We start from the raw sequence: 21,914 nt of genomic DNA on the forward strand, positions 1-21,914 counted from the left end.
ATTAATCGTCTATAAAGTGACGCCCATACGTCGCAGCTAGGGCAGATCGGTCACCGTCACCGCGATTGCAGGTGATCCCCAGCGGGTTCTCCATTGAGTTGCACACGCACCTCTACCAGGGATGACGCGCCATCAATGCCGACCACCGACGAAGAGAATCCGCCACGATGCCGCAACGGGGCAGCGCGCCAGAGCACCGGCCGCTAGGATGGACTCAGGTCGATTTTCGAGGGCCACCGGCATCAATCATTCGCCTACCTGAACAGCGCCCGAAGTCTGTCTGAATTCGAATCGCGGCACGGCCGACGGAATTCCAGCGATTGCGCCACTGATCCGCCACAATTGTCAGCGGCGGGCCGCCACCAGAGCTTCCCGCATCGCCGTAAATGGCGCGGTCACGCCAGTGAACTGCTCGAACTGACCCACCGCCTGCGCCAGCAGCAGGTCCAGTCCGGACACCACCCGCAGGCCGGCCGCGCGGGCGGACGCCGCCATCGGCGTCGGCCACGGGTCGTAGAGCGCGTCGAAGAACACCGCGCCGGGCCGCCAGGTCGCACCGCCGGCCAGCGGATCGGCGACCCCCTTCGGCACGGTGGACACGACCACGTCGGCGGCCGAGACGTGCCGTTGCGCATCGGCCCAACGGCCGGCGGTCAGGGCGACACCCAACGCCGCCGCCACCGGTCGCAACTCGTCCACCGCCTCGGCCCGACGGGCCACCACGATGACCGACGAACAGGCCAACCGCGCGGCGGCGGCGAGGGCGGCGCGGGCCGTACCCCCCGCGCCGAGCACGGTCACCGCCGCGCCGGCCACCACCCCGGCCTCGGTGAGCACGTCCACCATGCCACCGACGTCCGTGTTGTCCGCGTACCACGTGCCGTCCGCACGGCGTACCAACGTGTTCGCCGCGCCGACGGCGACGGCTACCGGCGACGCGGCGTCGGCCACGGCGAGCGCCGCCTCCTTACCCGGCATGGTCACCGACAGTCCGGCCCACTCCGGGCCCAGGCCGGCGACCAGATCCGGCAGCTCCGCCGCCCCGCACTCGATCCGGGTGTACGACCACCCGGTCAGCCCGGCGGCGGCGTACCCGGCGTTGTGGATCACCGGAGAGAGGGAGTGCGCGATCGGCGCACCGACCACGGCGGCCCTCACTAACAGTTCTCGCCGCTGAGCACGCCGTTGCGGCACATCTGTCGCTGCAGGTTCCGGAAGTCGGCGTCGTTGGAGCCGTAGCCCATCGTGCCCTTCTTGTCGACGGTCATGAAGTAGATCCAGTCGCCCACCGGCGGGTCCATCGCGCCCTTGAGCGCGTCCTCGCCCGGGTTGCTGATCGGCGTGATGGTCAGGCCGTTGGCGCCATGGGTGCGGTACGGGTTCTTCGGATCGTTGAGTTCGCTGGCCTTCAGGACGTCGGAGTCCTTCGGGTCCTTGCCCTGCAACCGCAACCAGTAGTTGATCGCACTGTCGATCTCCAGGCACTTGCAGTGGTACTTGTCCGTGTACACCCGGTTGTAGATCACCCGGGATACCTTCGGGAAGTCGACGTGGTTGACCGACTCGGCCTGCGCGATGGAGGCGGCGATCAAGGCTTCGTACGGGGAGATGCCCCGCTTCTCCTGGACGGTGTCGACGAACTTGATCTGCTCGGTCACCTCGAGGAACTTGTCCACCATCAGCGACAGGATCTCCGCGGCCGTCGCCTTCGGCGGAAGCTCGTACGTCGCCGGGAACAAGAAGCCCTCCAGGCTCTTCGGCCCCTTCTTGCCGTCTCCCCGGTTGAACCAGAAGGCCGGCACCCCCAGCTTGACCGGGTCCTTCGCGGCGGCCTTGAACTCGGCGACCGGAATCTTCGTCGCCTTGGCCAGCTCGTCATAGATCGCCAAGGTGATCATCCCCTCCGGGATGGTCACCCCGTTCACCACCCGGCTCTTCGGATCGAGCAGCAGGAGCAGGGCCTCGGACGCCTTCATCTCCTTCTTGACCTTGTAGCGACCCACCTGGAGGTTCTTGCTACGCGAGTTTCCGTCCGCCGCCTCGATGAAGGCCTTGACGCTCTTGACCACACCGGCCTCGTACAACGTGGCGCCGACATCGGTCGCGCTGTCACCGGCCTTGACGTCGACCAGCACCTCGCCCGAGCCGGCACCGTCGTAGTCGGGCGTGACGAAGTAGTTCTGGATCCGGTCGAACCCGTAGTACGCGCCACCACCGATGGTGCCCAACAGGACCAGGGCCATCAACAGCGCCAGGAAGGTCTTGCCCCGGCCGCCGCCGGAGCCTCCCTTGCGCTTGTTGCGGAAGCCGCGTCGGTGCCGTCCCTTCTCACCCCGCTCCGGCTCGTCGAACCCAAGGTCCAGATCGTCGATCATTACGTCCGCCTCCGCTGCGCGTCCAGCCAGCTCTGCAGGATCTCCACCGCGGCCGCCTGGTCGACAACCGCACGTTGACGCTTGCCACGAACGCCACGCTCGGCAAGCCTACGAGAAGCGACCACGGTCGACATCCTCTCGTCGGTGAGCGTTACCGGGACCGGCGCTATCACATTGACCAGCCGGTCAGCGTACGCCGTGACGCTGAGCGCGGCCGGGCCATGTTTGCCGGCCAGATTGATCGGAAGCCCGACGACCACCTCGACCGCCTCGTGCTCGGCTACCAACGCCGCGAGCTGGGCAATGTCGCTCGGCACCGCCTCCGGCGCGGCGGTGAGATCGCGGGCGAGGGTCACCAGCGGCGTGGCCAGCACCCCGTGCGGATCCGAGCGGGACACCCCCACGCGCACCTGACCGACGTCCACACCGAGGCGAACTCCCCGTGTGAAGTCGCTCACCGTGGGTCACCCCTGTGCTGTCGACGAACCAGGGCGGACCATTCGGTCCGCCCTGGTCGAAACTGACCGTCCATCACGCCTCGGTGATCGCCTTCTCGACGGTGAGCAGCAGGTTCGGTGCCTCGGTCGCGGGCAGACCGCCACCCTGGGCCAGGTCGGGGCTCCCCCCGCCGCGCCCGGAGAACGCCGCCTTCACCAGGTCCGACGCGGTGAGGCCCCGGCTGCGGGCCGCCGCGTTGACCGCCACCACCAACGACGCCTTGCCGTTCGACCGGGCCGCCACGGCGACCACCGCCGGCCGCGCCGGGTCGATCTTGCCGCGAATCTCCTGGGCGAGGGTCCGTACGTCGTTGCCGGCCGCGCCCTCGGGCGCCTCGGTTCCCACGTACGCCACCCCGCGCACGTCCTTCGCCTGCGCGGCGAGCGCGCCCGCCCCACCCAGCACCAACTGGGCGCGCAGCTTCTCCAGCTCCTTCTCCGCGTCCCGGAGCTGGGTGACCGTCTGCTCCACCCGGTCGGCGACCTGGTCGTTGGGCACCCGGTACAGCTCGGCCAGCCGGGACACCAGCAGGTGCTCCTTGGCCAGGAAGCCGAACGCGTCCATGCCGACCAGCGCCTCGACCCGGCGTACGCCGGAGCCGATCGACGACTCGGAGAGGATCTTCACGAGCCCGAGCTGCGCCGAGCGGGCCACGTGCGTGCCGCCGCACAGCTCCCGGGCGTAGTCGCCCACCTCGACGACCCGCACCTCCTCGCCGTACTTCTCGCCGAAGAGCGCCATCGCGCCGATCCGCCGCGCCTCGTCCAGCGACGTGATGAAGGCGTGCACCTCCAGGTCGGCCAGCAACACCTCGTTGACCTGCTGCTCCACGTCGCGCAGGACGGTCGGCGACACACCCGTCGGGGTGTTGAAGTCGAACCGCAGCCGGCCCGGCGCGTTCAACGAACCCGCCTGGGTGGCCGACTCGCCGAGGAAGTTGCGCATGGTCTGGTGCACCAGGTGGGTGGCCGTGTGCGACCGGGAGATCGCCCGCCGCCGGGTGGTGTCGATCTCGGCGTAGCCGGTGTCGCCGGGGTGCACCTCACCCCGGAGGACGCGGGCCCGGTGCACGATCAGGCCCGGCACCGGCTGCTGCACGTCGAGCACCTCGACCTGGCCGTCGCCGACCGTGATGAGGCCGTGGTCGGGCTGCTGGCCGCCGCCCTCGGCGTAGAACGGGGTCGTGTCGAGCACCAACTCGACCAGCTCACCCTCGGTCGCCGCCGCGCGCGGGCCGTCCGAGCCCAGCAGCGCCCGCACCCGCGACTCGCGGGCCACCTCGCTGTAGCCGGTGAACGTCACCGGGCCGCCCTCGTCGAGCACCGACCGGTACGCCGACACGTCGGTGTGCCCGGTCTTGCGCGCCTGCGCGTCCGCCTTGGCCCGGGTCCGCTGGTCGGCCATCAGCCGGCGGAAACCCTCGTCGTCGACCTTCAGGCCCTGCTCGGCCGCAATCTCCAGGGTCAGGTCGATCGGGAAGCCGTACGTGTCGTGCAGCTGGAACGCCTTCGCCCCGGACAGCGCCGTGCCACCCGCCGTACGGGTCTCGGCGATCGCCGTGTCCAGGATCGTCGTGCCGGCGCGCAGGGTCGACAGGAACGCCTCCTCCTCCGCGTACGCGTACTGCGCGATGCGGTCGAAGTCGGTCGCCAGCTCCGGGTACGAGGGGGCCATGCAGTCCCGCGCGACGGGCAGCAGCTCGGGCAGCGCCCGGTCCTGCCAGCCCAGCAGCCGGATCGACCGGATCGCCCGACGCATGATCCGCCGCAGCACGTACCCGCGGCCCTCGTTGCTCGGCGTCACGCCGTCGCCGATCAGCATCAGCGCGGTGCGCACGTGATCCGCGACCACCCGCAGCCGGACGTCGTCCGGGTGCGACTCGCTCGCCACGTGCCCGGAGTGCGCGCCGTACCGCTTGCCGGTCAGCTCGGCCGCCCGGGCGAGGATGGGTCGTACCTCGTCGATCTCGTACAGGTTGTCGACGCCCTGCAGGATCGAGGCCATCCGCTCCAGGCCCATGCCGGTGTCGATGTTCTGCGCCGGCAGGTCACCCAGGATCGGGTAGTCCTCCTTGTTGGTACCCGGTCCCCGCTCGAACTGCATGAACACGAGGTTCCAGTACTCCATGTACCGGTCCTCGTCGACCGCCGGACCACCCTCGGCGCCGTACTCCGGGCCGCGGTCGTAGAACAGCTCCGACGACGGACCGCACGGTCCGGGGATGCCCATGGACCAGAAGTTGTCCGCCTTGCCGCGCCGCACGATCCGCTCCGCCGGCACACCCACCGACCGCCAGATCTCGTACGCCTCATCGTCATCGAGGTAGATGGTCGGCCAGATCCGCTCCGGATCAAGCCCGTAGCCACCCTCGGCGATCGGCTTCGTGGACAACTCCCACGCCAGGGGAATCGCCCCGGCCTTGAAGTAGTCGCCGAAGGAGAAGTTGCCGTTCATCTGGAAGAACGTGCCGTGCCGGCTGGTCTTGCCGACCTCGTCGATGTCCGGGGTGCGGATGCACTTCTGCACGCTGACCGCCCGCTGGTACGGCGGGGTCTGCTGGCCCAGGAAGTAGGGCACGAACTGCACCATGCCGGCGTTGACAAACAGCAGGTTCGGATCGCTGATGGCGGGCAGCGGAGCGGACGGCACCACGGCATGGCCGTTCGCCTCGAAGTGCGCGAGGTACCGCCGCTTGATCTCCGCCGTCTTCATCGCTGGTGTTCCTCCGGAAAAATCTCTCTATCGCCGATCCGCGGGGACTCCCGCAGCTCGGCGAACTGGTCGTCGAACGCCTCGCCCTGGACGAACGCCTGGTGAATCTCCTGCTCGCGCTCGGCCATCCCGACCCGCACGTCCTCCACGAAGCTACGCACCGACTCCACCAGGCTGCCAGCGGATTCCGACAACGAGCTGGCGATGCCGGCCGGGGTGTACGCCTGCGCGGTCCGGGTCGCCCTGCGGACCACCACCACGCCGACGGCCACGCCGATGCCGAGCCAGAACAACCGCTTCATGTCGCGCTACCTCCTGTGGCCGGGTCGGTCAACGGTTGCCGCGCCGGGCGGCCCGCCGCTGCTGCTTGATGGTGTCGCGCACCTCGCGCTCGGTCTCGGCGTGCCGGCGGCTGGCGGCGGCCCGGCGCACGCTGTAGCCGAAGGCGGCCACCTTGACCAGCGGGTTCGCGGCCGCGGCGGAGACCACCGTCGCCAGGTTGGCGACGTTGGCGGTGACGTTCTGGGCGTGGCTGGTCATCGTGTCGACCTTCGCCAACTGCAGGTTCACACCGTCGAGCGAGGTCTGCACCTGCTCCAGCGCCACGTTGACGTTCTTCACCGTGGTGTTGACGTCGCCGAGCAGCGGTCCCGTCCGGTCGTTGAGGTCGTTGATCATCCGGGTGGTGGCGTCCACCGTGTGCCGCAGCCGAAGGATCGGCAGCGTCAGGATGAGCACCAGCACCGCGAACGCGCTCGCCGCGATCAGCGCCGCGACCGCCAGAATGTCGCCCACGCGTCTCCTCCTCAAGCAGATTTCCGCCGGACCCGACGTCCCCGGAACGCACAACCGTGGTGCCCACCGAACCCACCGAACCGTCGCCGGCCGGCGCGTCCGCCAGCCCCAGACCCTACCGTCCGTGATGGAGAGCGGCTCAGGACGGTGAGGGTGTCACATCGCCCAGCGGATCCCCGCTGACCGTCGGGAACGGATCCTCCCCGGTCAGTGACGGATCGGTGCTGGGCTGCGGCCTGGTCCGCTCGTCGTCGATCGCGTTGCGCACCTTCACCGACACCAACGAGCCGGCGCACTCCCCCGCAGCGGCCGACGGCTCGGGGGACGGCACGATCGCCGGCTCCCCGTCGACCGGCGGCGGTACGCAGGCCGGCGCGCGCACCCACAGGTCGAGGGTCAACTCGTCCTGACGCCAGCACGTGTAACTGCCCTTGGTCTCCTGCTCGGGGCAGCGGCCCACCTTCCACGGCCGCCAACCATCGCCGCGCAGCGCCTCCTCGTAGACCTTCGCCGTCTCCTCCGGCGACTTCTCGGAGGTGACGGTGCGCTCGCGCAGCCGACAGTCGAGCAGGCACCAACGGCTGCCGCTGACGTCGTCGACCGTCTTCGTCGCGGCCCATGAGGGCACATTGAGCTGGTCGAGGTTGTCGAACACCGGGTCCCTGCTGAGGGTGCGGAGGCCGAAGAAGAGGGGCACCGCGCCGAGCAGCACGATGCTGACCAGCGCCAGGACGGCGACCCGCAGCCGGCGTCGTTCGCGCGACTGCCGGTGCTGCTCGGAGCGGGCGCCCGGGGCCGCGTCCTCGTCGTCGGCGACGTCGCCGGCCGCGCGCAGCGCCGGCCCGTCGACCGGTTCGGACGGTGGCCGGTCCACCGGGCCAGCCGCACCCGGCGGCACGACCGCGGCACGGGCGACCGGTTCGCCGGTACGACCGGACGGCGGCACCGGGGCGACACCGCTGGGCTCGGGACGGCCGCCCTCGCGGGGCGGCGGCAGCGCCCGGCCCGCGGCGCGGTCCGCCGGACGTGGGGCGGCGGCACGCGCGGTCGCGGGTGATCCGGGGCCGGCTTGCTCGACGCCCGTCCGAACGTCGCCACCGGGTGGCTGGGCGACGCCCGGGGGGCGGACGGCGGCACGCGCCGGGCCATCCGGTCGGGGCGCGGCGTCCGAACCGACGCCCGGCGGGACCGCCGCGCGAGCCGGACCATCCGGGCGGGGCCGGGCCGTACCAGGTCGGGGTGGCGCGTCCGGACCGACGCCAGGTCGTACCCCGGCACGAGCCGCACCCTGCGGATCGACGCCGGGTGGGACAGCGGCGCGGGCCGCGGCGTCCGGACCGACGCCCGGCGGCGTCGCCGCGCGAGCGGAACCATCGGCGTTCCGCGGCACCGCGGCGCGGCCCGGACCCTCGGGGCGGGACCGGGGCGGGCCGTCCCCGCGTGGACCGGGCGGGCTGTCGGGACCGGCGCCCGGCGGCACCGCCGCGCGCGCCGGTCCGTCGGGGCGGGCCACGCCGGGCCGGGGTGGACCATCGGTCCCACGGCGGCCGGCGCCGGAGACCGGCGCGTCGTCGGGCGCAAGCCGGGCCCGGCCACCGGGTGGGCCGGAGCGGACGCCGCGCACGGGCGCGCCGGGCCCGGGTCGTCCGCCGCCGGGCGGACCGGCGTACGAGTCGTCACCGCGCTCGCCCGCCGGGCCGGGCCGCCCCTCGGCAGCCGGCTCGGCCGACGGGCGGCGACGACGGTTGATCGGGTCCGGGGCGGTGCTCGGAGCACTCCGACGGCCGACCGGGCGCTCCCCCGGGGCCGGCGGCTGCGGCACGGGACCGCTCGGGTGCTCGCCGGTGGTTTCCGGGGCGCGGGCGGCCCGGCGGCCGGTGGGAGCGTCCGCGCCCGGGTCGGCGGGCGGCCCGGCGGCCCGGCGGCCGGTGGCCCGCTCCGCGGCCGGATCGGGTACGGCGAGTGGAGCACCGGAGCGGTCGTTCAGGTCACCGGCGGGCGGTGGGCCGGTACGGCGGCCGGCGGGCCGCTCCGCAGGCTGCCCGCCGGCCCCTCGACGGTTGACCACCGGCAGGCCCGGGTCGGTGTGCGGCAGCCGGCCGGCCTGACGCAGCCAGTCCGCCGGCCGCTCCGGACGGTCCCGGCGTTCCGGCTGCGGCTCACCGCCGGTCGCCGCGCGTCGGTCCTGCTCGTCGGGGACCGCCCGACGGCGACCGGTGCCGTCGGTGGCCGGGCCGCCGGTGGGGACAGCGCCGCTGGGCGACGCGTCGGGCAGCGGCGGGGCGTTGCCCGTGCGGGGAACCGCCGGCTCGTCCGGTTCGGCGGCACGACGGTGACCACCCCCGGCGGGGCGGGGTGGCTCCGGCGCGCCCGGGTCGACCGGCCCGGGACGACGCCGGGCCGTACGCGGGTCGTCGGCGATCGCGGGGTCGGGTCGCAGTCCGTCGGCGACCTGCGGGGCGACACCGGTCACGGGTCCGTCGAAGCGGGCAGCGCCACCGGCGGGCCGCGCCGGTTCGGGCGTACGACGTCCGGGCTGCGGGCCGTCACCGCTGAGCGGCCGGCCGCCCGCGCCCGGCTCGGGCGCGGGTCGACGGCCCGGCGGTACGGCGTCGGGCCGGCGCAGTGGCGGCGCGGCTTCCGCCCGGCCGGCGGGCGCGGGGACCTCGGGACGGGGGCCGGTCGCAGCGCCCACGGCCGGTGCCCCCAGCGGCGGGCCGGACGGCCCGACGGTCGGACGCGCTCGCGCGGGGCCGGCCGGAGCGCCGCCCCTCGGTCGGGGGCCGGCGGGGTCGGCCGGGTCACCGCCGCCCGGACGGACGGACGGCGGCGTACGCGGGCCCGCGGCGGCGCGCGGGTCGACGCCGGGAACTGGCTGGTTGCCGCGCGGCGACGGCGGACCGGAGACGCCGGCCGGCCCAAGCTCACGCGGGCGCTCAACCGGCGCCCGGTCGGCGGGCGGGCGGGCGTCCGGGCGGCGACCGGGCGGGGGCGTCTCGCCGGGCCAGGGTCCGTCGACACCTCGGCGCGCCCCGGCGGCCTCGGTGTCCGGCCGGCGCGGGCCGGGGGGCGCGTCCGGGGGCGTCGGCACGCCGGCACGCGGCGGCACCGGCTCAACCGGAACCCCGTCCGGGCCCAGCTCGCCCCGTTGCTGCTTGGCCGAACGCAGGTCGTCGATCCAGCCGAACTCCTCGCCGGCTACCGGCTCCTCCGGCTCGGCCTCGGCTCGGCCTCGACCCCAGCGGCGGCCCTTGGCGCGGGGATCACGCCGCTCGTCCGGGCCCTCGTCGGGGCGGTCGGCACCACGCGATCTCACTGTTGACCCTCTCCTGCGGCGTTCGTGCCGCCGTCCTGCGTCGTAGCGGCACCATCCACACCCGTGACCGCCCGGCCGTTCCGACCAGCAAGCGCCGTCCCCGGCTGCGGCGTTACCGAATCCCCGGCGGCCGGCGCGGCCGTGGCGGCCGGTCCGGCCGTCGCGGGCGGACTTTCCGGGCGGGCCGGCGGGACCGGCAGCCCGCGCACGATCCGGCGCAGCAGCGGCAGCCGCGTCGCCACGGACCGTTCCGCCCCGTGTGGGCCGGGCTGGTAGTAGTCGACGCCCACCAGGTCGTCGGGGACGTACTGCTGGGTGACCACGCCGCGCTGGTCGTCGTGCGGGTAGCGGTATCCGGTGCCGTGGCCCAACCCGCGGGCGCCGGCGTAGTGCGCGTCACGCAGACCCCGGGGCACCGGACCGCCCCGCCCGGCCCGTACGTCGGCGATGGCAGCGCCGATCGCGGTGGTGGCCGAGTTCGACTTCGGCGCGGTGGCCAGGTGGATCACGGCCTGGGCCAGGTTGAGCTGCACCTCGGGCAGGCCGACGTACTCCACCGCGTGCGCGGCGGCGGTGGCCACGCTCAGCGCGGTGGGGTCGGCCATGCCCACGTCCTCGCTCGCGAAGATGACGAGTCGTCGGGCGATGAACCGGGCGTCCTCCCCGGCGACCAGCATCCGGGCCAGCCAGTGCACCGCGGCGTCGACGTCCGAGCCGCGCATGCTCTTGATGAAGGCGCTGATCACGTCGTAGTGGGCGTCGCCGTCGCGGTCGTACCGCACCGCCGCCACGTCGACCGCCTGCTCGGCGGTGGCCAGGTCGATGCGCCCGGCGCCGAGGGCCGTGGCGGAGGCCGCCGCCGCCTCCAGCGCGGTCAACGCCTTGCGGACGTCACCGGCGGCGAGCCGGACGAGATGGTCCTCGGCATCGGTGGCCAGGGTGAGCGCGCCGCCCAGGCCGCGCCCGTCGGCGACCGCGCGGCGCAGCAGGCCGCGTACGGCGTCGTCGTCGAGCGGTTGCAGGGTGAGCAGCACGCACCGCGAGAGCAATGGCGAGATGACCGAGAAGTACGGGTTCTCGGTGGTCGCCGCGAGGAGCGTGACCGTCCGGTCCTCGACGGCGGCGAGCAGCGAATCCTGCTGGGTCTTGCTGAACCGGTGCACCTCGTCGATGAACAGCACCGTCTGCGGGCCGCCCGAACGGCGCTGACGACGGGCCGTCTCGATCACCGCGCGGACGTCCTTGACGCCGGCGGACAGCGCCGACATGGCGACGAAACGGCGGTCGGTCGCGCCGGCCACCAGGTGCGCGATGGTCGTCTTGCCACTACCGGGCGGACCCCAGAGGATGACCGACATCGGCGCACCGCCGGAGACCAGTTGCCGCAGCGGCGCGCCGGGGGCCAGCAGGTGGTCCTGCCCGATCAGCTCGTCCAGGCTCGCGGGTCGCATGCGGACAGGCAGGGGCGAATCGTCCGCTACCGGAGTGAAGCCGTCTACACCGGCGGGACCCTCGGGCGCGCCACGCGACCCGGTGGGGGCACCGAGGGAGAAGAGAGCGTCGGACTCCATCACGAAGACAGTACCGGGCCCGACCCGAGACGCCGGAATCGCGCTACGGGCCGGGCCACCGCTGATCGGTCTCGGTCAGCCACGGCCGGGGCGACGACCCCGGTACCAGCGACCGCCACCACCGCCGCGCGGCCCGCTGCCGACGCCGCCCAGGTAGAGCGCGAGCAGGAAGAGGCCGATGAGTACGAGGGTGTTCCAGTTGAACAGGTCGGGCGCGCCGAAGTTGGTGTCGAACAGGTCGATCAGCAGGGCGAAGCCAAAGACGATGGCCGCGAGAATGGCGAGCATATCGGTCCTCCGGTGGGGGTTCCCAGTAGGTCGGCGCGTGATGTACCCAATCGGTCGACCCGCCAATCTCCACCGTGGATCTGCTGCGTACCCCACCGGCCGGTCGCCGCTCACCTCGCTCCGGCCCCGTCGCGCAACTTCGGTGAAGTCGCTGCCTCCGGCGCCGCTGAAGCAGCAACATCCCCGACGTTGTGACGATCTTGGCGGCGCGGTACGACACACCGGCCGTCGAGCGGGGCGCATCGCCAGCCCGGCTTGGTTGCCGGTACGCCGACACCTAGGCTGAACTGCATGATCGTCGACGACCAGGTGCTCCACGACCGGGCCGCCATCCTGGCCGCCGCCGGCCACCACCCGTTCGCCCGACACGCGCTCGGCGGCCGCCCGTCGGCGCGCGGCTACCGGCGCGAGGGGGCCGTGCTGTGGCTGCTGCCGCCCGAGCACGGGTCAGCCGGCTGCGCGATCGGCCCGCCCGAGCCGGCGATCGAGATGTGTGTCGCGCTGGTCGCCGGAGGGACGTTGCTCCCGGGCCAGCGGCTGCACCTGCCCCAGCACGACCGCGAACAAATGTCCGACCGACTGTCGGTGACCGAACACCGGGACTGGGTCTTCCACTGGACCTCGACGCCGCCGCCGCTCCAGCCGGACGAGGAGCGGGTCGTAAGGCTCACCGACAGCGACCGCCCCGCCATGGAGGCGCTGATCGACGAGGCGTTTCCGAGCACCACCTCCCGCCCGACCGATCCACGCGTGGTGGCCTGGTACGGCATCCGCGCCGGCGACCGGCTGGTGGCATGCGGGGCGGATCGCAGTCAGGGCGAGATCGGTTTCCTCGCCGGTCTGACCGTAGCCCCGGACCAGCGGGGTCGCGGCCTTGGCGCGGCGCTTACCGCCGGGATGACTCGGGCTCTGCTGGCCCGCTACGACACCGTGGGGCTCGGCGTCTATCCGAGCAATGTCGGCGCGATACGGCTCTACCGTCGGCTCGGCTTCACCGACACCCTCCCGCTCGCCTCGATCCGCCTCACCTGAAAGCACCGGAAGGGGCCACCCGTCCAGGACCGGCGGCCCCTCCCCCTCATCGATCGGCGGCTACGGGAATCGTGACCGGTTCGGCGACGGGGGTTGCCCGCCGGTCGGCCCGCCAGGCGGGCAGGTAGAGCGGGGCCGCGACGGCCAGCACGACCGCGCCGACCACCATCGCCGTACCCACGCTGGTGCTGGCCGCGAGCGCGGTCAGCACGACTCCGCCGAGCGCGGCGGCCGGCTGCGCCATCATCGAGTTCAGCGAGAGCACGCTGGTGCGGTACGGGCCGTCGACCTGGCGGTGCAGCAGGCCACTGTGCAGCGGGTTCGACGCGCCGTGCACGGCGTAGCAGGCCAGGTAGGCGACGAGCACCCCGACCGGGCCGGCGAGCAGTCCCATCCCGACGACCGTCGCCCCCTGCAGGATGCGCAGCAGGGCCGCGCCCGGCGCCGCCCCGGGCCAGCGCAGCAGTAGCGGGGTGAGCGCCGCGCCGGCCGCGTTGGCGATCCAGGCGGCGGAGCTGGCCGGGCCGAGCAGCGCGGCGGCGCGTTCCGGGTCGCCGACCACCTCGGCGAGCCGGACCGGCAGCAGCGATTCGAAGGTGATCATGCCGAAGCCCCAGAACAGCTCCACCGCCACCAATGCGAGCAGTACCCGGGATCGGCGCAGCAGGCCGACCGCCTGGCCGATCATGCGGGGGGCCTGCGTCACCGACGCGCGCACCGCCGCCAGACCGGTGGTCGGGCGCTCCTCGACCAGCAGGACCAGCAACGCGCCGAGCGCCACCGCCTGCGCGAGGAGCGCGGCCAGCACCGGCACGGTGAGGGCGCTGACCGGGCCGAGCGGCCCGAGCGCGACCAGTCCGCCACTGATCAGGGCCCCGCCGCCGATGGCGATCCCGACGACGGTGCCGGCGTAGCCGAGGCCCTTCTCGTACTCGGCCTGCGGGTCGGCGGCCAGCGTGGCGTCGACGTACCAGGACTCCAGGGGGCCGCTGTCGAGCGCCCGGTAGACACCCTGCAGGGCCCAGACCAGGAAGAACAGCGCGAACGAGTCGGCCACCGCGAACACCGCGAGGGAGGCGAGGTTGAGAACCCCGGCGGCGAGCAGGACCGGCTTGCGCCCGAGGGCGTCGGCGAATCCACCGGTGGGCAGCTCCAGCGCGAGCACCAGCAGCCCCTGCGCGGTGCTGACCAGGCCGATCTGCGGCAGCGACAGGCCGCGCTCCTGCATCAGCAGGATCAGCACCGGGATCAGCAGGCCCGTGGGCAGCCAGCGCAGGCCGTACAGCGTGAGGTAGCGACGCCGGACCTGGCGTACGGTGAGCGCGCTCACGACGTCACCTCCATTCGCGACTGCGGGGCTCGCAAACCCGACTCACTCCTCACGCTCATTTGGGACCGTCCAGCAGCGGATAGGCGGCCAGGAAGACCTGCACCGGGCGGGCCTGCGGGTCGGCGGGCTCGGCCGCGTCGACCGACTCGGCCTCGCGGTGGTACCGCTCCAGCACCTGCCACACCTCCGCCTTGAGCGCCTCCAGCCGCTCAGGCGGGACGGTCAGGAAGATGTCGCCCATGCCAAAGGCGTCCCGCCAGGCGGGGGACCACTCGTGCTGATTGGCGAACCAGCGGTCGGCGTGTTCGACGAGGAGGCGCACCTGGTCGCCCTGGATCCACTCGATAGCGGCACGGGCGTCGGGGTCGTCGTCGAAGTCGCTCGGCTCCCAGCTCGTGACGTCGTGCGCGGCCTGCCACCAGCGCTGCCGTCCGCTGCCCCGGTCGGGATCCTCGGTGACCAGCCCGACCTCGGCGAGTTGGCGCAGGTGGTAGCTGGTCGCGCCGGTGTTGGTGCCGAGAAGTTCGGCGAGGGTGGTGGCGGTGGCGGGCCCGTTCACCCGCAGGGCACCGACCAGTCGCATCCGCAGCGGGTGCGCGAGCACCCGGACCTGCCGCTTGTCGATCCGCACCTCCCGGGGGGTCGGCTGCGGGGTCGCTTCGTCATTCGCCATGACTGCACACTATCTCTGCACACTTTCTATGCACAAGAGTTGTGCATAGAAAGTGTGCACGATGTCAAGCGAGGAGTTCCCGTACCCCGCGCAGGCGGGTCCGCAGCAGGCCGGCGGCGCGGGCGGAGTCGAGGCGTACGCCGCTGGGGCGCACGACACCGACGGCGGCGGCCATGGTGGTCTTCAGTCCTGTCGCGTCCAGCCCGAACCGCTCGGCGACCAGCAGGCCCAGCTCGGCCCGGCTGACCGCGTCGACACCGGCCACGTTGAGCAGACCGGCGTACGACGATCGGGCCAGCTCCAGCACGGCGTCGGCCAGGTCGGTGACGTCGACCGGGCACCGGACCTCGTCGGTGAACAGGACGGCCCGCCCGGCGAGCGCGTCGCGGCAGAGCTGGATCTGTTTGCTGCCCTCCCCCAGGATCAGCGAGGTACGCACCAGCGCCGCACCGGGATCGATCGCGCGCACTGCGGTCTCGGCCGCCGCCTTCGCGGCCCCGTACGCGTTGACCGGGCTGGGCGGCACGTCGTCGGCGTACGGCTGGGGTCGGCCGCCGTGCAGCGCGTCGCTGGACAGGTGCACCAGCCGGGCACCCACCTGGGCGGCGGCGAGGGCCACGTGGGCGGCACCGTCGGCGGTGACCGTCCAGTCGTCGTACCGGTAGGGGGTCGCGACCACGGCGTCCGGCCGCACCTCGGCGACCAGCGCGCGCACGGCGGCGCGGTCGGTCACGTCCAACCGCCGCGCCGCGACCCCCGGCACCCCGATCTCACCGGAGTGAAACGTCCCGACGACCGAAAGCCCCACGCGTACGCCCCGCCGACAAACCTCCCGCCCGAGAAACCCACTACCCCCGACGACAAGCACCCGCATCCCGGCCCACTCCCCCGTTGATCAAGAGGTTCGCGTCATCTCGCGCCGCGATGATGACGCAAACCTCTTGATCAACCAAACAGGGACGGGTCAGACCGGGTCGGCCACCGGGGCGGCCGGGCCGGCGGTGCCGGTGTGGGCCGCAGGCGCGGGCTTGGGCTTGGCGTCGATGCCGGCCTCGGCGCGCTGCTGGGCGGTGATCGGGGTGGGCGCGCCGGTCAGCGGGTCGAAGCCGCCCCGGGTCTTCGGGAACGCGATGACCTCGCGGATGGAGTCCGCGCCGGCCAGCAGCATGCAGACCCGGTCCCAGCCGAACGCGATGCCGCCGTGCGGCGGGGCGCCGTACTTGAACGCCTCCAGCAGGAAGCCGAACTTGTCCTGCGCCTCCTCCGGGGTGATGCCCAGCAGGTCGAAGACCCGCTTCTGCACGTCACCCCGGTGGATACGGATCGACCCGCCGCCGATCTCGTTGCCGTTGCAGACGATGTCGTACGCGTAGGCCAGGGCCCGGTCCGGCGCCTCCTCGAACCGGTCCACCCACTCCGCGTTCGGCGAGGTGAACGGGTGGTGCACGGCCGTCCACGCGCCCTCGTCCGTCTTCTCGAACATCGGGGCGTCGACCACCCAGCAGAACGCCCAGGCGCTCTCGTCGATCAGGCCGGAGCGCTTGGCGATCTCGACCCGGGCAGCGCCGAGCAGCTCCTGCGCCTCACGGGTGGTGGTGCTCGCGGCGAAGAAGACCGCGTCGCCCGGCTTCGCGCCGACCGCGTCGGCGAGCCCGCCCAGGTGCTCGGCGGAGAGGTTCTTGGCCACCGGTCCGCGCGCCTCGCCGGTCTCGGCGTCCAGCACCACGTACGCCAGGCCCCGCGCGCCGCGCGCCTTGGCCCAGTCCTGCCAGCCGTCCAGCTCCTTGCGGGTCTGGGCCGCGCCACCGGGCATCACCACCGCGCCGACGTAGCCGCCCGCGTCGATCGCCCCGGCGAACACCCGGAACTCGGTGCCGCGCAGGTAGTCGGTCAGTTCGGTCAGCTCGACGCCGTAGCGCAGGTCCGGCTTGTCCGAGCCGTACCGGGCCATCGCGTCGTGCCAGGTGATCCGCGGGATCGGTCGGGTGATCTCGTGCCCGGCCAGGTCCTGCCAGAGCGCCGAGACGATCGCCTCGCCGAGGTCGATCACGTCGTCCTCGGTGACGAAGGACATCTCGATGTCGAGCTGGGTGAACTCCGGCTGCCGGTCGGCGCGGAAGTCCTCGTCGCGGTAGCAGCGGGCGATCTGGTAGTACCGCTCCATGCCGCCGACCATCAGCAGCTGCTTGAAGAGCTGCGGCGACTGCGGCAGCGCGTACCAGCTGCCGGGCTGCAACCGCACCGGCACCAGGAAGTCCCGGGCGCCCTCCGGGGTCGACCGGGTCAGCGTCGGCGTCTCGATCTCCAGGAAGTCCCGCTCGTGCAGCACGCCGCGGGCGAGCTGGCTGGCGCGCGAGCGCAGCCGCAGCGCGTTCGCCGGGCCGCTGCGGCGCAGGTCCAGGTAGCGGTACTTGAGCCGGATGTCGTCACCGGCCTCAACCTGGTCGTCCACCGGCAGTGGCAGCGGCGCGGCCTCGGAGAGCACCTCCAGCGCGGCGGCGGTCACCTCGACCTCGCCGGTGGGCAGGTCGGGGTTCTCGTTGCCCTCGGGGCGGCGGGTCACCTCGCCGGTGACCTTCACGCAGAACTCGTTGCGCAGCGCGTGCGCGTCCTCCTCGCGGAACACCACCTGCACGACGCCGGAGCCGTCACGCAGGTCGACGAAGATGACACCGCCGTGGTCGCGCCGGCGGGCCACCCACCCGGCGAGCGTCACCGTCGAGCCGGCGTCCGCGGCGCGCAGGCTTCCGGCATTGTGGGTACGGATCACGGCTGGCAACTCCTCATCGTGGAACAGTCCTCACCCCGCATTCTGTCAGGGGTGGCCGGGCCCGCTGGGGGGCACCCGGCAGCCCGGCCCGATTCGCTGGTGGACGAGCCGGCGAACCCCGGGCAGCGGGCCCCGACGCCGGTTAGCGTGGCCTGATGCGCGCCGTACCGAACTGGGGCGTCGCCACGGCGGTCGCCGCGCCGGTGCTGCTGGTGGGCGGCTGGACGGTCGCGGGCGCCCGGCAACCCGCCGGGTACGACCCGATCCGCGACACCATCAGCGAACTGGCCGGGCATGACGCCACCGACGCCTGGATCATGATCAGTGCCCTGGTGCTGCTCGGGTGCTGTTACCTGGCGACCGCCGCGGTGCTGCACGCGGCCGGGCTACCCAGCCGTTTCCTGCTCGCCGTCGGCGGCGTGGCCACCATCGCGCTCGTCGCCTTTCCCCGACCGGCGGTCGGCGGCTCGCTCAGCCACGGCATCGTGGCGACCATCGCCGTCCTGGCGCTGGCGCTCTGGCCGGCCGGGTCGGCGCTGCGGCTGTCGCGTGGCCCGGACGCCGCGCATCCACGCACGCCGCAACCGCCCTGGGCGTTCCGGCGCGGCGTGGCGTTGAGCGCCACGCTGGTGCTGCTGGCCCTGTTCGGCTGGTTCGCGTTCGAGGTGACCAGCGGATCCCGGACCGGCCTGGCCGAACGGGTGACGGCGGTGGGCGTCTCGCTCTGGCCGCTGCTGGCGGTGCTCTCGGCGCGCCGGGCGCATCTCGCGTGGGCCGCCGCCGGCACCACGCCAGTCGGACCGTCGGTGCCGACGACCGGTGTCGTACCCCCGGATTCGTTGCTGCCGACGGACGGGCCCGACCGGCTCGCGTGAGCCGACCCGCACGCGCGACGCGGGCCGCCGGAGTGCCCCGGCGGCCCGCGTGCGGTACGTCGATCAGAAGACGCTGACGCCGTAGACGCTCAGCGGCTCGGTGACCGGCTGGAAGAAGGTGGTACCGCCGGTGCGGCAGTTACCGCTGCCGCCGGAGGTGAGGCCGAGCGCGGTGCTACCGGAGAAGAGCGAGCCACCGCTGTCGCCACCCTCGGCGCAGACGTTGGTGCGGATCAGGCCGGAGACCGAGCCCTCGGCGTAGTTCACCGTGGCGTTGGTCGCCGACACCGAGCCGCTGCGCAGGCCCGTGGTGCTGCCGGAGCGCTGCACCGACTGGCCGACCGACGCATTGCCGGCGCCGGTGATGTCCCGGTAGCTGCCGTTGTAGAGGTAGACGTTACCGGCGGCGTTCGCCGAGTTGCTGTGCCGCACGATGCCGTAGTCGTTGCCCGGGAAGCTGGTGCCGGTACGGGTGCCGAGCAGGCTGGTCTGGCTCGAGTTCGAGTACCAGTTGCTGCCGAGGTTGGTGCAGTGCCCGGCGGTCAGGAAGTAGTAGGTGCTGCCGCTGCGCACGTTGAAGCCCAGCGAGCAGCGGTAACCGCCGGTGTAGATGGCCTGGCCACCGGAGATCCGGGTGCTCAGCACGCCGGCCTCGGCCTCGACCCGCACCGCGCCGTTGGCGCGCGCGGCGGCCGCCTTGACCCGCTCCAGCTTGGCGCCGGTGACGGTGCTGTCGACGGAGACGACCACCTGGTTGGTGATCGGGTCGCTCCACCAGGCGGTGCCCGGGATCTTCGCCGAGCGCTCCAGCTCGGCGGTGGCCCGGTTGAGCTCGGCGGCGCCGCGGGTGACGTACCGGACGCTCGCTCCGGCCTTGCTGACCGCGCTCGCGGCGGCGGCGTCGGTCACCGTGACGACGGTCTTGCCGCTGGCGTCGATGTACGAGCCGGCGGAGCGGTCACCGAGCTGAGCGGAGAGGGCCGCGCCGGCGTCGGGCGAGGCGGCGGGGGCGGCCTGGGCGGGTGCGCCGATGAGCGAGCCGACGACCAGGGTTCCGGTCACGGCGACGGTCGCCGCAACACGGAAGGAGGACCTCGTGGGTCGCATGTAACAAACCTCCTGGGCGGGGGAGACGGGTCTGGCCGGGGATGGCTGACCCGAGGGCAACCCGGCCGATCTGCGAAAACCGGTCGAGTGAACTGAAGTATTCACATACTTAAGATCATTAACAAGATCTGGTTTCGCCCGAATTCGTCGAACGTCACCGAGGACGTCGGCGCAACACCATCGACACACTCGGGGACATCTACCGTCACACCCCGACGACCGCCGGATCCCTTTCGGACAGCGCCGGGCAACGGAGGCGGTTGACGCCACAACAGGCGGACGCGGGCGACGCCGGCCCGCCCGTTCCGACGGACGTCTACGACGCCGGCAAGCCCCGGCGGACGCGTGCCACGCCGGCTCGTCCGGGCGGACACGTGTGACGCCGGCTCGTCCGGGCGGACACGTGTGACGCCCCGGGATGGGCGGCCGGCGGCGTCAGGGGTCGCGGCGGCGCGCGCCGGGCCCCGGGCGGGGCAGCACGTCACGCGGGTCCCGCACCTCGTGCCCGTCGGCGCAGCGCAGCTCGGCGCGCACCTCGGCGCCGCAGTCGCGGTGCTCCACCCGCAACGGCGCGCCCTCGGCGTCGGCCAGGTACCTGTCGCCCCAACCGAGCACGGCAACGAGCACGGGCCAGAGGGCGAGGCCCATCTCCGTCAGTCGGTACTCGTGGCGCAGTCGGCTGCCGGGCTCCCGGTACGGCTCGCGACGAAGGACGCCCCGCTCGACCAGCAGGGCCAGCCGGTTGGTGAGAACCTGCCTGGGGATCCCGGTACGGACCCGCATGTCGTCGAAGCGTCGTACGCCGCTGAACACCTCGCGCAGCACCACCATGGTCCACCGCTCGCCGAGGATCTCCATCGCGCGGGCGATGGTGCAGTTCTCCACCGACCAGTCCAGTGCCGCGGGCCTCATCCGACCAGGCTAGGTCTCATTGACAGACTCAGCAACATCCTGCGACGCTGCGTCCATGACACAGACTCAGGAGCCGGCGCGCAGCCGTACCTTCACCTGGTCGGACCCGGCGGCCAACGCGGCGCAGGTCGGTCGGCGCAGCGGCCTCGACATGCTTCGCGCGATGATCGCGGGGGAACTGGCCGCGCCCCCGGTGATGCACCTGCTCGACATGGCCCGCATGGAGGCCGACGAGGGGCGGGTCGTCGTCGAGCTGACCCCCCAGGAGTTCCACTACAACCCGCTGGGCACCGTGCACGGCGGCGTTCTCTCGACACTGCTGGACACCGCCGCCGCCTGCGCCGTACACACCACGCTGCCCGCCGGGGTCGGCTACACCTCGCTGGACCTGAACGTGAAGTTCCTCCGGCCGGTCACCGTCGCGAGCGGCACGTTGAGCTGCGAGGGCACCGTCCTGCAACGCGGACGCCGCACGGCCCTGGCCGAAGCCCGCCTAACGGACGCGCAGGGCCGCCTGGTAGCCCACGCCACCAGCACCTGCCTGATCCTCCCCCTCCCCTAACCCCACCCCTTTGCCGTCGATCTTGCAGTTCCTGTCACCGAAACGCGGGCTGTGCCCCGATTCGTGACAACAGAAAGTGCAAGATCGACGGGGTGCAGGTGGGGGTTAGCGCTGGGCCAGGCGGGCGGCTCGGGCGTCGCGCTTTTCTTCGAAGCGGGACGCCGCGCGGTCCAGGGCGTCGAGCTGGGTGGCGAGTTGTTCGCGGGCGGCTTCGCCGTCGGCGTCGAGGCCGGTGACGTTGAAGACGTCCCACTGGCGCAGCACCGGCTGCAACACCTCGTCGCGGTGCTGGCGCAGGTCGTAGATGCCGGCCAGGGCGATCGCCACCGACTTGCGGGCGAAGCCGTCGATGCCGCTGCCGGGCATCTGGAAGTCGGCGACGACATCGGCGACGGCCCGCATGGCCTGGCTCGGGGCCAGCTCGAACGCGGCGGCGAGCAGGTTCCGGTAGAAGACCATGTGCAGGTTCTCGTCGGCGGCCACCCGGGCCAGCAGCGCCTCGCAGGCGGGGTCGCCGGTGGCCTTGCCGGTGTTGCGGTGCGAGATCCGGGTGGCCAACTCCTGGAACGAGACGTACGCCAGCGAGTGCAGCACCTCGTCGCCGTGGGCGTTCGTGTAGCCCTCCGACATGTGCGTCATCCGGGCCCGCTCCAACGCCACCGGGTCGACGGCGCGGGTGACGGTCAGGTAGTCGCGGATCGCGACGCCGTGCCGGCCCTCCTCCGCGGTCCACCGGTGCACCCAGGTGCCCCAGGCGCCGTCGCGGCCGAACAGGGTGGCGATCTCGTGGTGGTACGAGGGCAGGTTGTCCTCGGTCAGCAGGTTCACGATCAGCGCGGTGCGGGCCACGTCCGGGATCGTTGAGTCGGTCGGCGACCACGCCTCGCCACCGAGCGGCCCGTCGAAGGTGCGCCCCTCGCTCCACGGCACGTACTCGTGCGGGAACCATTCCTTCGCCAACGAGAGATGGCGGTCCAGGTTGCGCGCGACTACCGGCTCCAGCTCGACGAGCAGGGCGGTCTGGCTCAGTGTGGTGCTCACGGTCACGAAGAACTCCCTACGGTGGCGTAACTTACGCTACCGTAGGTCCCCGCGACC

Annotated in this window: 18 protein-coding genes and 1 pseudogene; 3 read left to right on the forward strand and 16 right to left on the reverse strand. The window is 72.8% G+C overall.

What is annotated here, in order from left to right:
* Nucleotides 1-345 precede the first annotated feature (345 nt).
* The 9 genes from AB0B55_RS31555 to AB0B55_RS31595 all read right to left on the reverse strand — a co-directional run bounded on the left by AB0B55_RS31555 (nt 346) and on the right by AB0B55_RS31595 (nt 11,555).
* Entirely contained in the window at nt 346-1,158 is an 813-nt protein-coding gene (locus tag AB0B55_RS31555; protein ID WP_357133480.1) for a shikimate dehydrogenase, read from the reverse strand.
* Nucleotides 1,158-2,375, reverse strand: a complete 1,218-nt coding sequence (gene mltG / locus AB0B55_RS31560) for an endolytic transglycosylase MltG (protein ID WP_357133482.1) — start codon at nt 2,373-2,375, stop codon at nt 1,158-1,160. The genes AB0B55_RS31555 and mltG overlap by 1 nt, the downstream gene beginning before the upstream one ends.
* On the reverse strand, nt 2,375-2,833 hold the full coding sequence (ruvX, locus tag AB0B55_RS31565; RefSeq protein WP_357175751.1) for a Holliday junction resolvase RuvX: 459 nt from the start codon (nt 2,831-2,833) through the stop codon (nt 2,375-2,377). Before ruvX ends, mltG begins: the two co-directional genes overlap by 1 nt.
* Before the next feature lie 73 nt (nt 2,834-2,906).
* Entirely contained in the window at nt 2,907-5,585 is a 2,679-nt protein-coding gene (alaS, locus tag AB0B55_RS31570) for an alanine--tRNA ligase (RefSeq protein WP_357175754.1), read from the reverse strand.
* Entirely contained in the window at nt 5,582-5,887 is a 306-nt protein-coding gene (locus AB0B55_RS31575; RefSeq protein WP_355053621.1) for a hypothetical protein, read from the reverse strand. Before AB0B55_RS31575 ends, alaS begins: the two co-directional genes overlap by 4 nt.
* Before the next feature lie 28 nt (nt 5,888-5,915).
* The gene (locus AB0B55_RS31580; protein WP_355053620.1) at nt 5,916-6,380 is read right to left on the reverse strand and encodes a DUF948 domain-containing protein; all 465 of its coding nucleotides are present in this window, start codon (nt 6,378-6,380) and stop codon (nt 5,916-5,918) included.
* 139 nt (nt 6,381-6,519) lie between these two features.
* Nucleotides 6,520-7,215: a hypothetical protein gene (locus AB0B55_RS31585; protein ID WP_357133527.1), complete on the reverse strand. Its 696-nt coding sequence runs from the start codon at nt 7,213-7,215 to the stop codon at nt 6,520-6,522.
* Nucleotides 7,216-9,692: 2,477 nt separating this feature from the next.
* Nucleotides 9,693-11,267 (reverse strand): replication-associated recombination protein A, encoded by a 1,575-nt coding sequence (locus AB0B55_RS31590; RefSeq protein WP_357133489.1) that lies wholly within the window; start codon nt 11,265-11,267, stop codon nt 9,693-9,695.
* Between the two features lie 75 nt (nt 11,268-11,342).
* Nucleotides 11,343-11,555, reverse strand: a complete 213-nt coding sequence (locus AB0B55_RS31595) for a hypothetical protein (protein WP_357133491.1) — start codon at nt 11,553-11,555, stop codon at nt 11,343-11,345.
* A gap of 291 nt (nt 11,556-11,846) precedes the next feature.
* Between AB0B55_RS31595 and AB0B55_RS31600 the strand changes: the two genes are divergently transcribed.
* On the forward strand, nt 11,847-12,587 hold the full coding sequence (locus AB0B55_RS31600) for an N-acetyltransferase (protein ID WP_357133493.1): 741 nt from the start codon (nt 11,847-11,849) through the stop codon (nt 12,585-12,587).
* 109 nt (nt 12,588-12,696) lie between these two features.
* On the opposite strand, the pseudogene AB0B55_RS31605 reads toward AB0B55_RS31600, so the two are convergent.
* The 4 genes and pseudogenes from AB0B55_RS31605 to aspS all read right to left on the reverse strand — a co-directional run.
* A pseudogene (locus AB0B55_RS31605) lies at nt 12,697-13,917 on the reverse strand (MFS transporter); the annotation flags it as partial.
* Between the two features lie 55 nt (nt 13,918-13,972).
* Nucleotides 13,973-14,590 (reverse strand): helix-turn-helix domain-containing protein, encoded by a 618-nt coding sequence (locus AB0B55_RS31610; RefSeq protein WP_357133495.1) that lies wholly within the window; start codon nt 14,588-14,590, stop codon nt 13,973-13,975.
* 64 nt (nt 14,591-14,654) lie between these two features.
* Complete coding sequence (locus AB0B55_RS31615; protein WP_357133497.1) at nt 14,655-15,464, reverse strand: sugar nucleotide-binding protein; 810 nt, start codon at nt 15,462-15,464, stop codon at nt 14,655-14,657.
* A 90-nt stretch (nt 15,465-15,554) separates the two neighbouring features.
* Nucleotides 15,555-17,360: an aspartate--tRNA ligase gene (gene aspS, locus AB0B55_RS31620; RefSeq protein ID WP_357133499.1), complete on the reverse strand. Its 1,806-nt coding sequence runs from the start codon at nt 17,358-17,360 to the stop codon at nt 15,555-15,557.
* Nucleotides 17,361-17,515: 155 nt separating this feature from the next.
* Here aspS and AB0B55_RS31625 point away from each other — a divergent pair, with 155 nt between their 5' ends.
* On the forward strand, nt 17,516-18,235 hold the full coding sequence (locus AB0B55_RS31625; RefSeq protein ID WP_357175757.1) for a DUF998 domain-containing protein: 720 nt from the start codon (nt 17,516-17,518) through the stop codon (nt 18,233-18,235).
* 63 nt (nt 18,236-18,298) lie between these two features.
* Here the strand turns inward: AB0B55_RS31625 and AB0B55_RS31630 are convergent, their stop codons facing one another.
* Both AB0B55_RS31630 and AB0B55_RS31635 read right to left on the reverse strand, forming a co-directional pair.
* Nucleotides 18,299-19,342 carry a S1 family peptidase gene (locus AB0B55_RS31630; RefSeq protein ID WP_357175760.1) on the reverse strand — a complete coding sequence of 348 codons (1,044 nt, stop codon included), beginning with the start codon at nt 19,340-19,342 and terminating at the stop codon, nt 18,299-18,301.
* A gap of 435 nt (nt 19,343-19,777) precedes the next feature.
* Complete coding sequence (locus AB0B55_RS31635) at nt 19,778-20,254, reverse strand: helix-turn-helix domain-containing protein (protein WP_357175763.1); 477 nt, start codon at nt 20,252-20,254, stop codon at nt 19,778-19,780.
* Nucleotides 20,255-20,309: 55 nt separating this feature from the next.
* Here AB0B55_RS31635 and AB0B55_RS31640 point away from each other — a divergent pair, with 55 nt between their 5' ends.
* Nucleotides 20,310-20,816, forward strand: coding sequence for a PaaI family thioesterase (locus tag AB0B55_RS31640; RefSeq protein WP_357133507.1), 507 nt, complete (start codon nt 20,310-20,312; stop codon nt 20,814-20,816).
* A gap of 105 nt (nt 20,817-20,921) precedes the next feature.
* On the opposite strand, the gene AB0B55_RS31645 is transcribed toward AB0B55_RS31640, so the two are convergent.
* Nucleotides 20,922-21,863 carry an acyl-ACP desaturase gene (locus tag AB0B55_RS31645; protein ID WP_357133509.1) on the reverse strand — a complete coding sequence of 314 codons (942 nt, stop codon included), beginning with the start codon at nt 21,861-21,863 and terminating at the stop codon, nt 20,922-20,924.
* Between the last annotated feature and the right edge of the window lie 51 nt (nt 21,864-21,914).

The organism is Micromonospora sp. NPDC049107, assembly GCF_040648595.1.
Lineage (GTDB): Bacteria > Actinomycetota > Actinomycetes > Mycobacteriales > Micromonosporaceae > Micromonospora.

What these genes read in the sequence shown, in the direction of transcription:
- mltG (WP_357133482.1), bottom strand. Translation starts at nt 2,375, where the DNA reads ATGATCGACGATCTGGACCTTGGGTTCGACGAGCCGGAGCGGGGTGAG.
- alaS (WP_357175754.1), bottom strand. Translation starts at nt 5,585, where the DNA reads ATGAAGACGGCGGAGATCAAGCGGCGGTACCTCGCGCACTTCGAGGCG.
- AB0B55_RS31575 (WP_355053621.1), bottom strand. Translation starts at nt 5,887, where the DNA reads ATGAAGCGGTTGTTCTGGCTCGGCATCGGCGTGGCCGTCGGCGTGGTG.
- AB0B55_RS31590 (WP_357133489.1), bottom strand. Translation starts at nt 11,267, where the DNA reads ATGGAGTCCGACGCTCTCTTCTCCCTCGGTGCCCCCACCGGGTCGCGT.
- AB0B55_RS31595 (WP_357133491.1), bottom strand. Translation starts at nt 11,555, where the DNA reads ATGCTCGCCATTCTCGCGGCCATCGTCTTTGGCTTCGCCCTGCTGATC.
- AB0B55_RS31600 (WP_357133493.1), top strand. Translation starts at nt 11,847, where the DNA reads ATGATCGTCGACGACCAGGTGCTCCACGACCGGGCCGCCATCCTGGCC.
- AB0B55_RS31610 (WP_357133495.1), bottom strand. Translation starts at nt 14,590, where the DNA reads ATGGCGAATGACGAAGCGACCCCGCAGCCGACCCCCCGGGAGGTGCGG.
- AB0B55_RS31615 (WP_357133497.1), bottom strand. Translation starts at nt 15,464, where the DNA reads ATGCGGGTGCTTGTCGTCGGGGGTAGTGGGTTTCTCGGGCGGGAGGTT.
- AB0B55_RS31625 (WP_357175757.1), top strand. Translation starts at nt 17,516, where the DNA reads ATGCGCGCCGTACCGAACTGGGGCGTCGCCACGGCGGTCGCCGCGCCG.
- AB0B55_RS31630 (WP_357175760.1), bottom strand. Translation starts at nt 19,342, where the DNA reads ATGCGACCCACGAGGTCCTCCTTCCGTGTTGCGGCGACCGTCGCCGTG.
- AB0B55_RS31635 (WP_357175763.1), bottom strand. Translation starts at nt 20,254, where the DNA reads ATGAGGCCCGCGGCACTGGACTGGTCGGTGGAGAACTGCACCATCGCC.
- AB0B55_RS31640 (WP_357133507.1), top strand. Translation starts at nt 20,310, where the DNA reads ATGACACAGACTCAGGAGCCGGCGCGCAGCCGTACCTTCACCTGGTCG.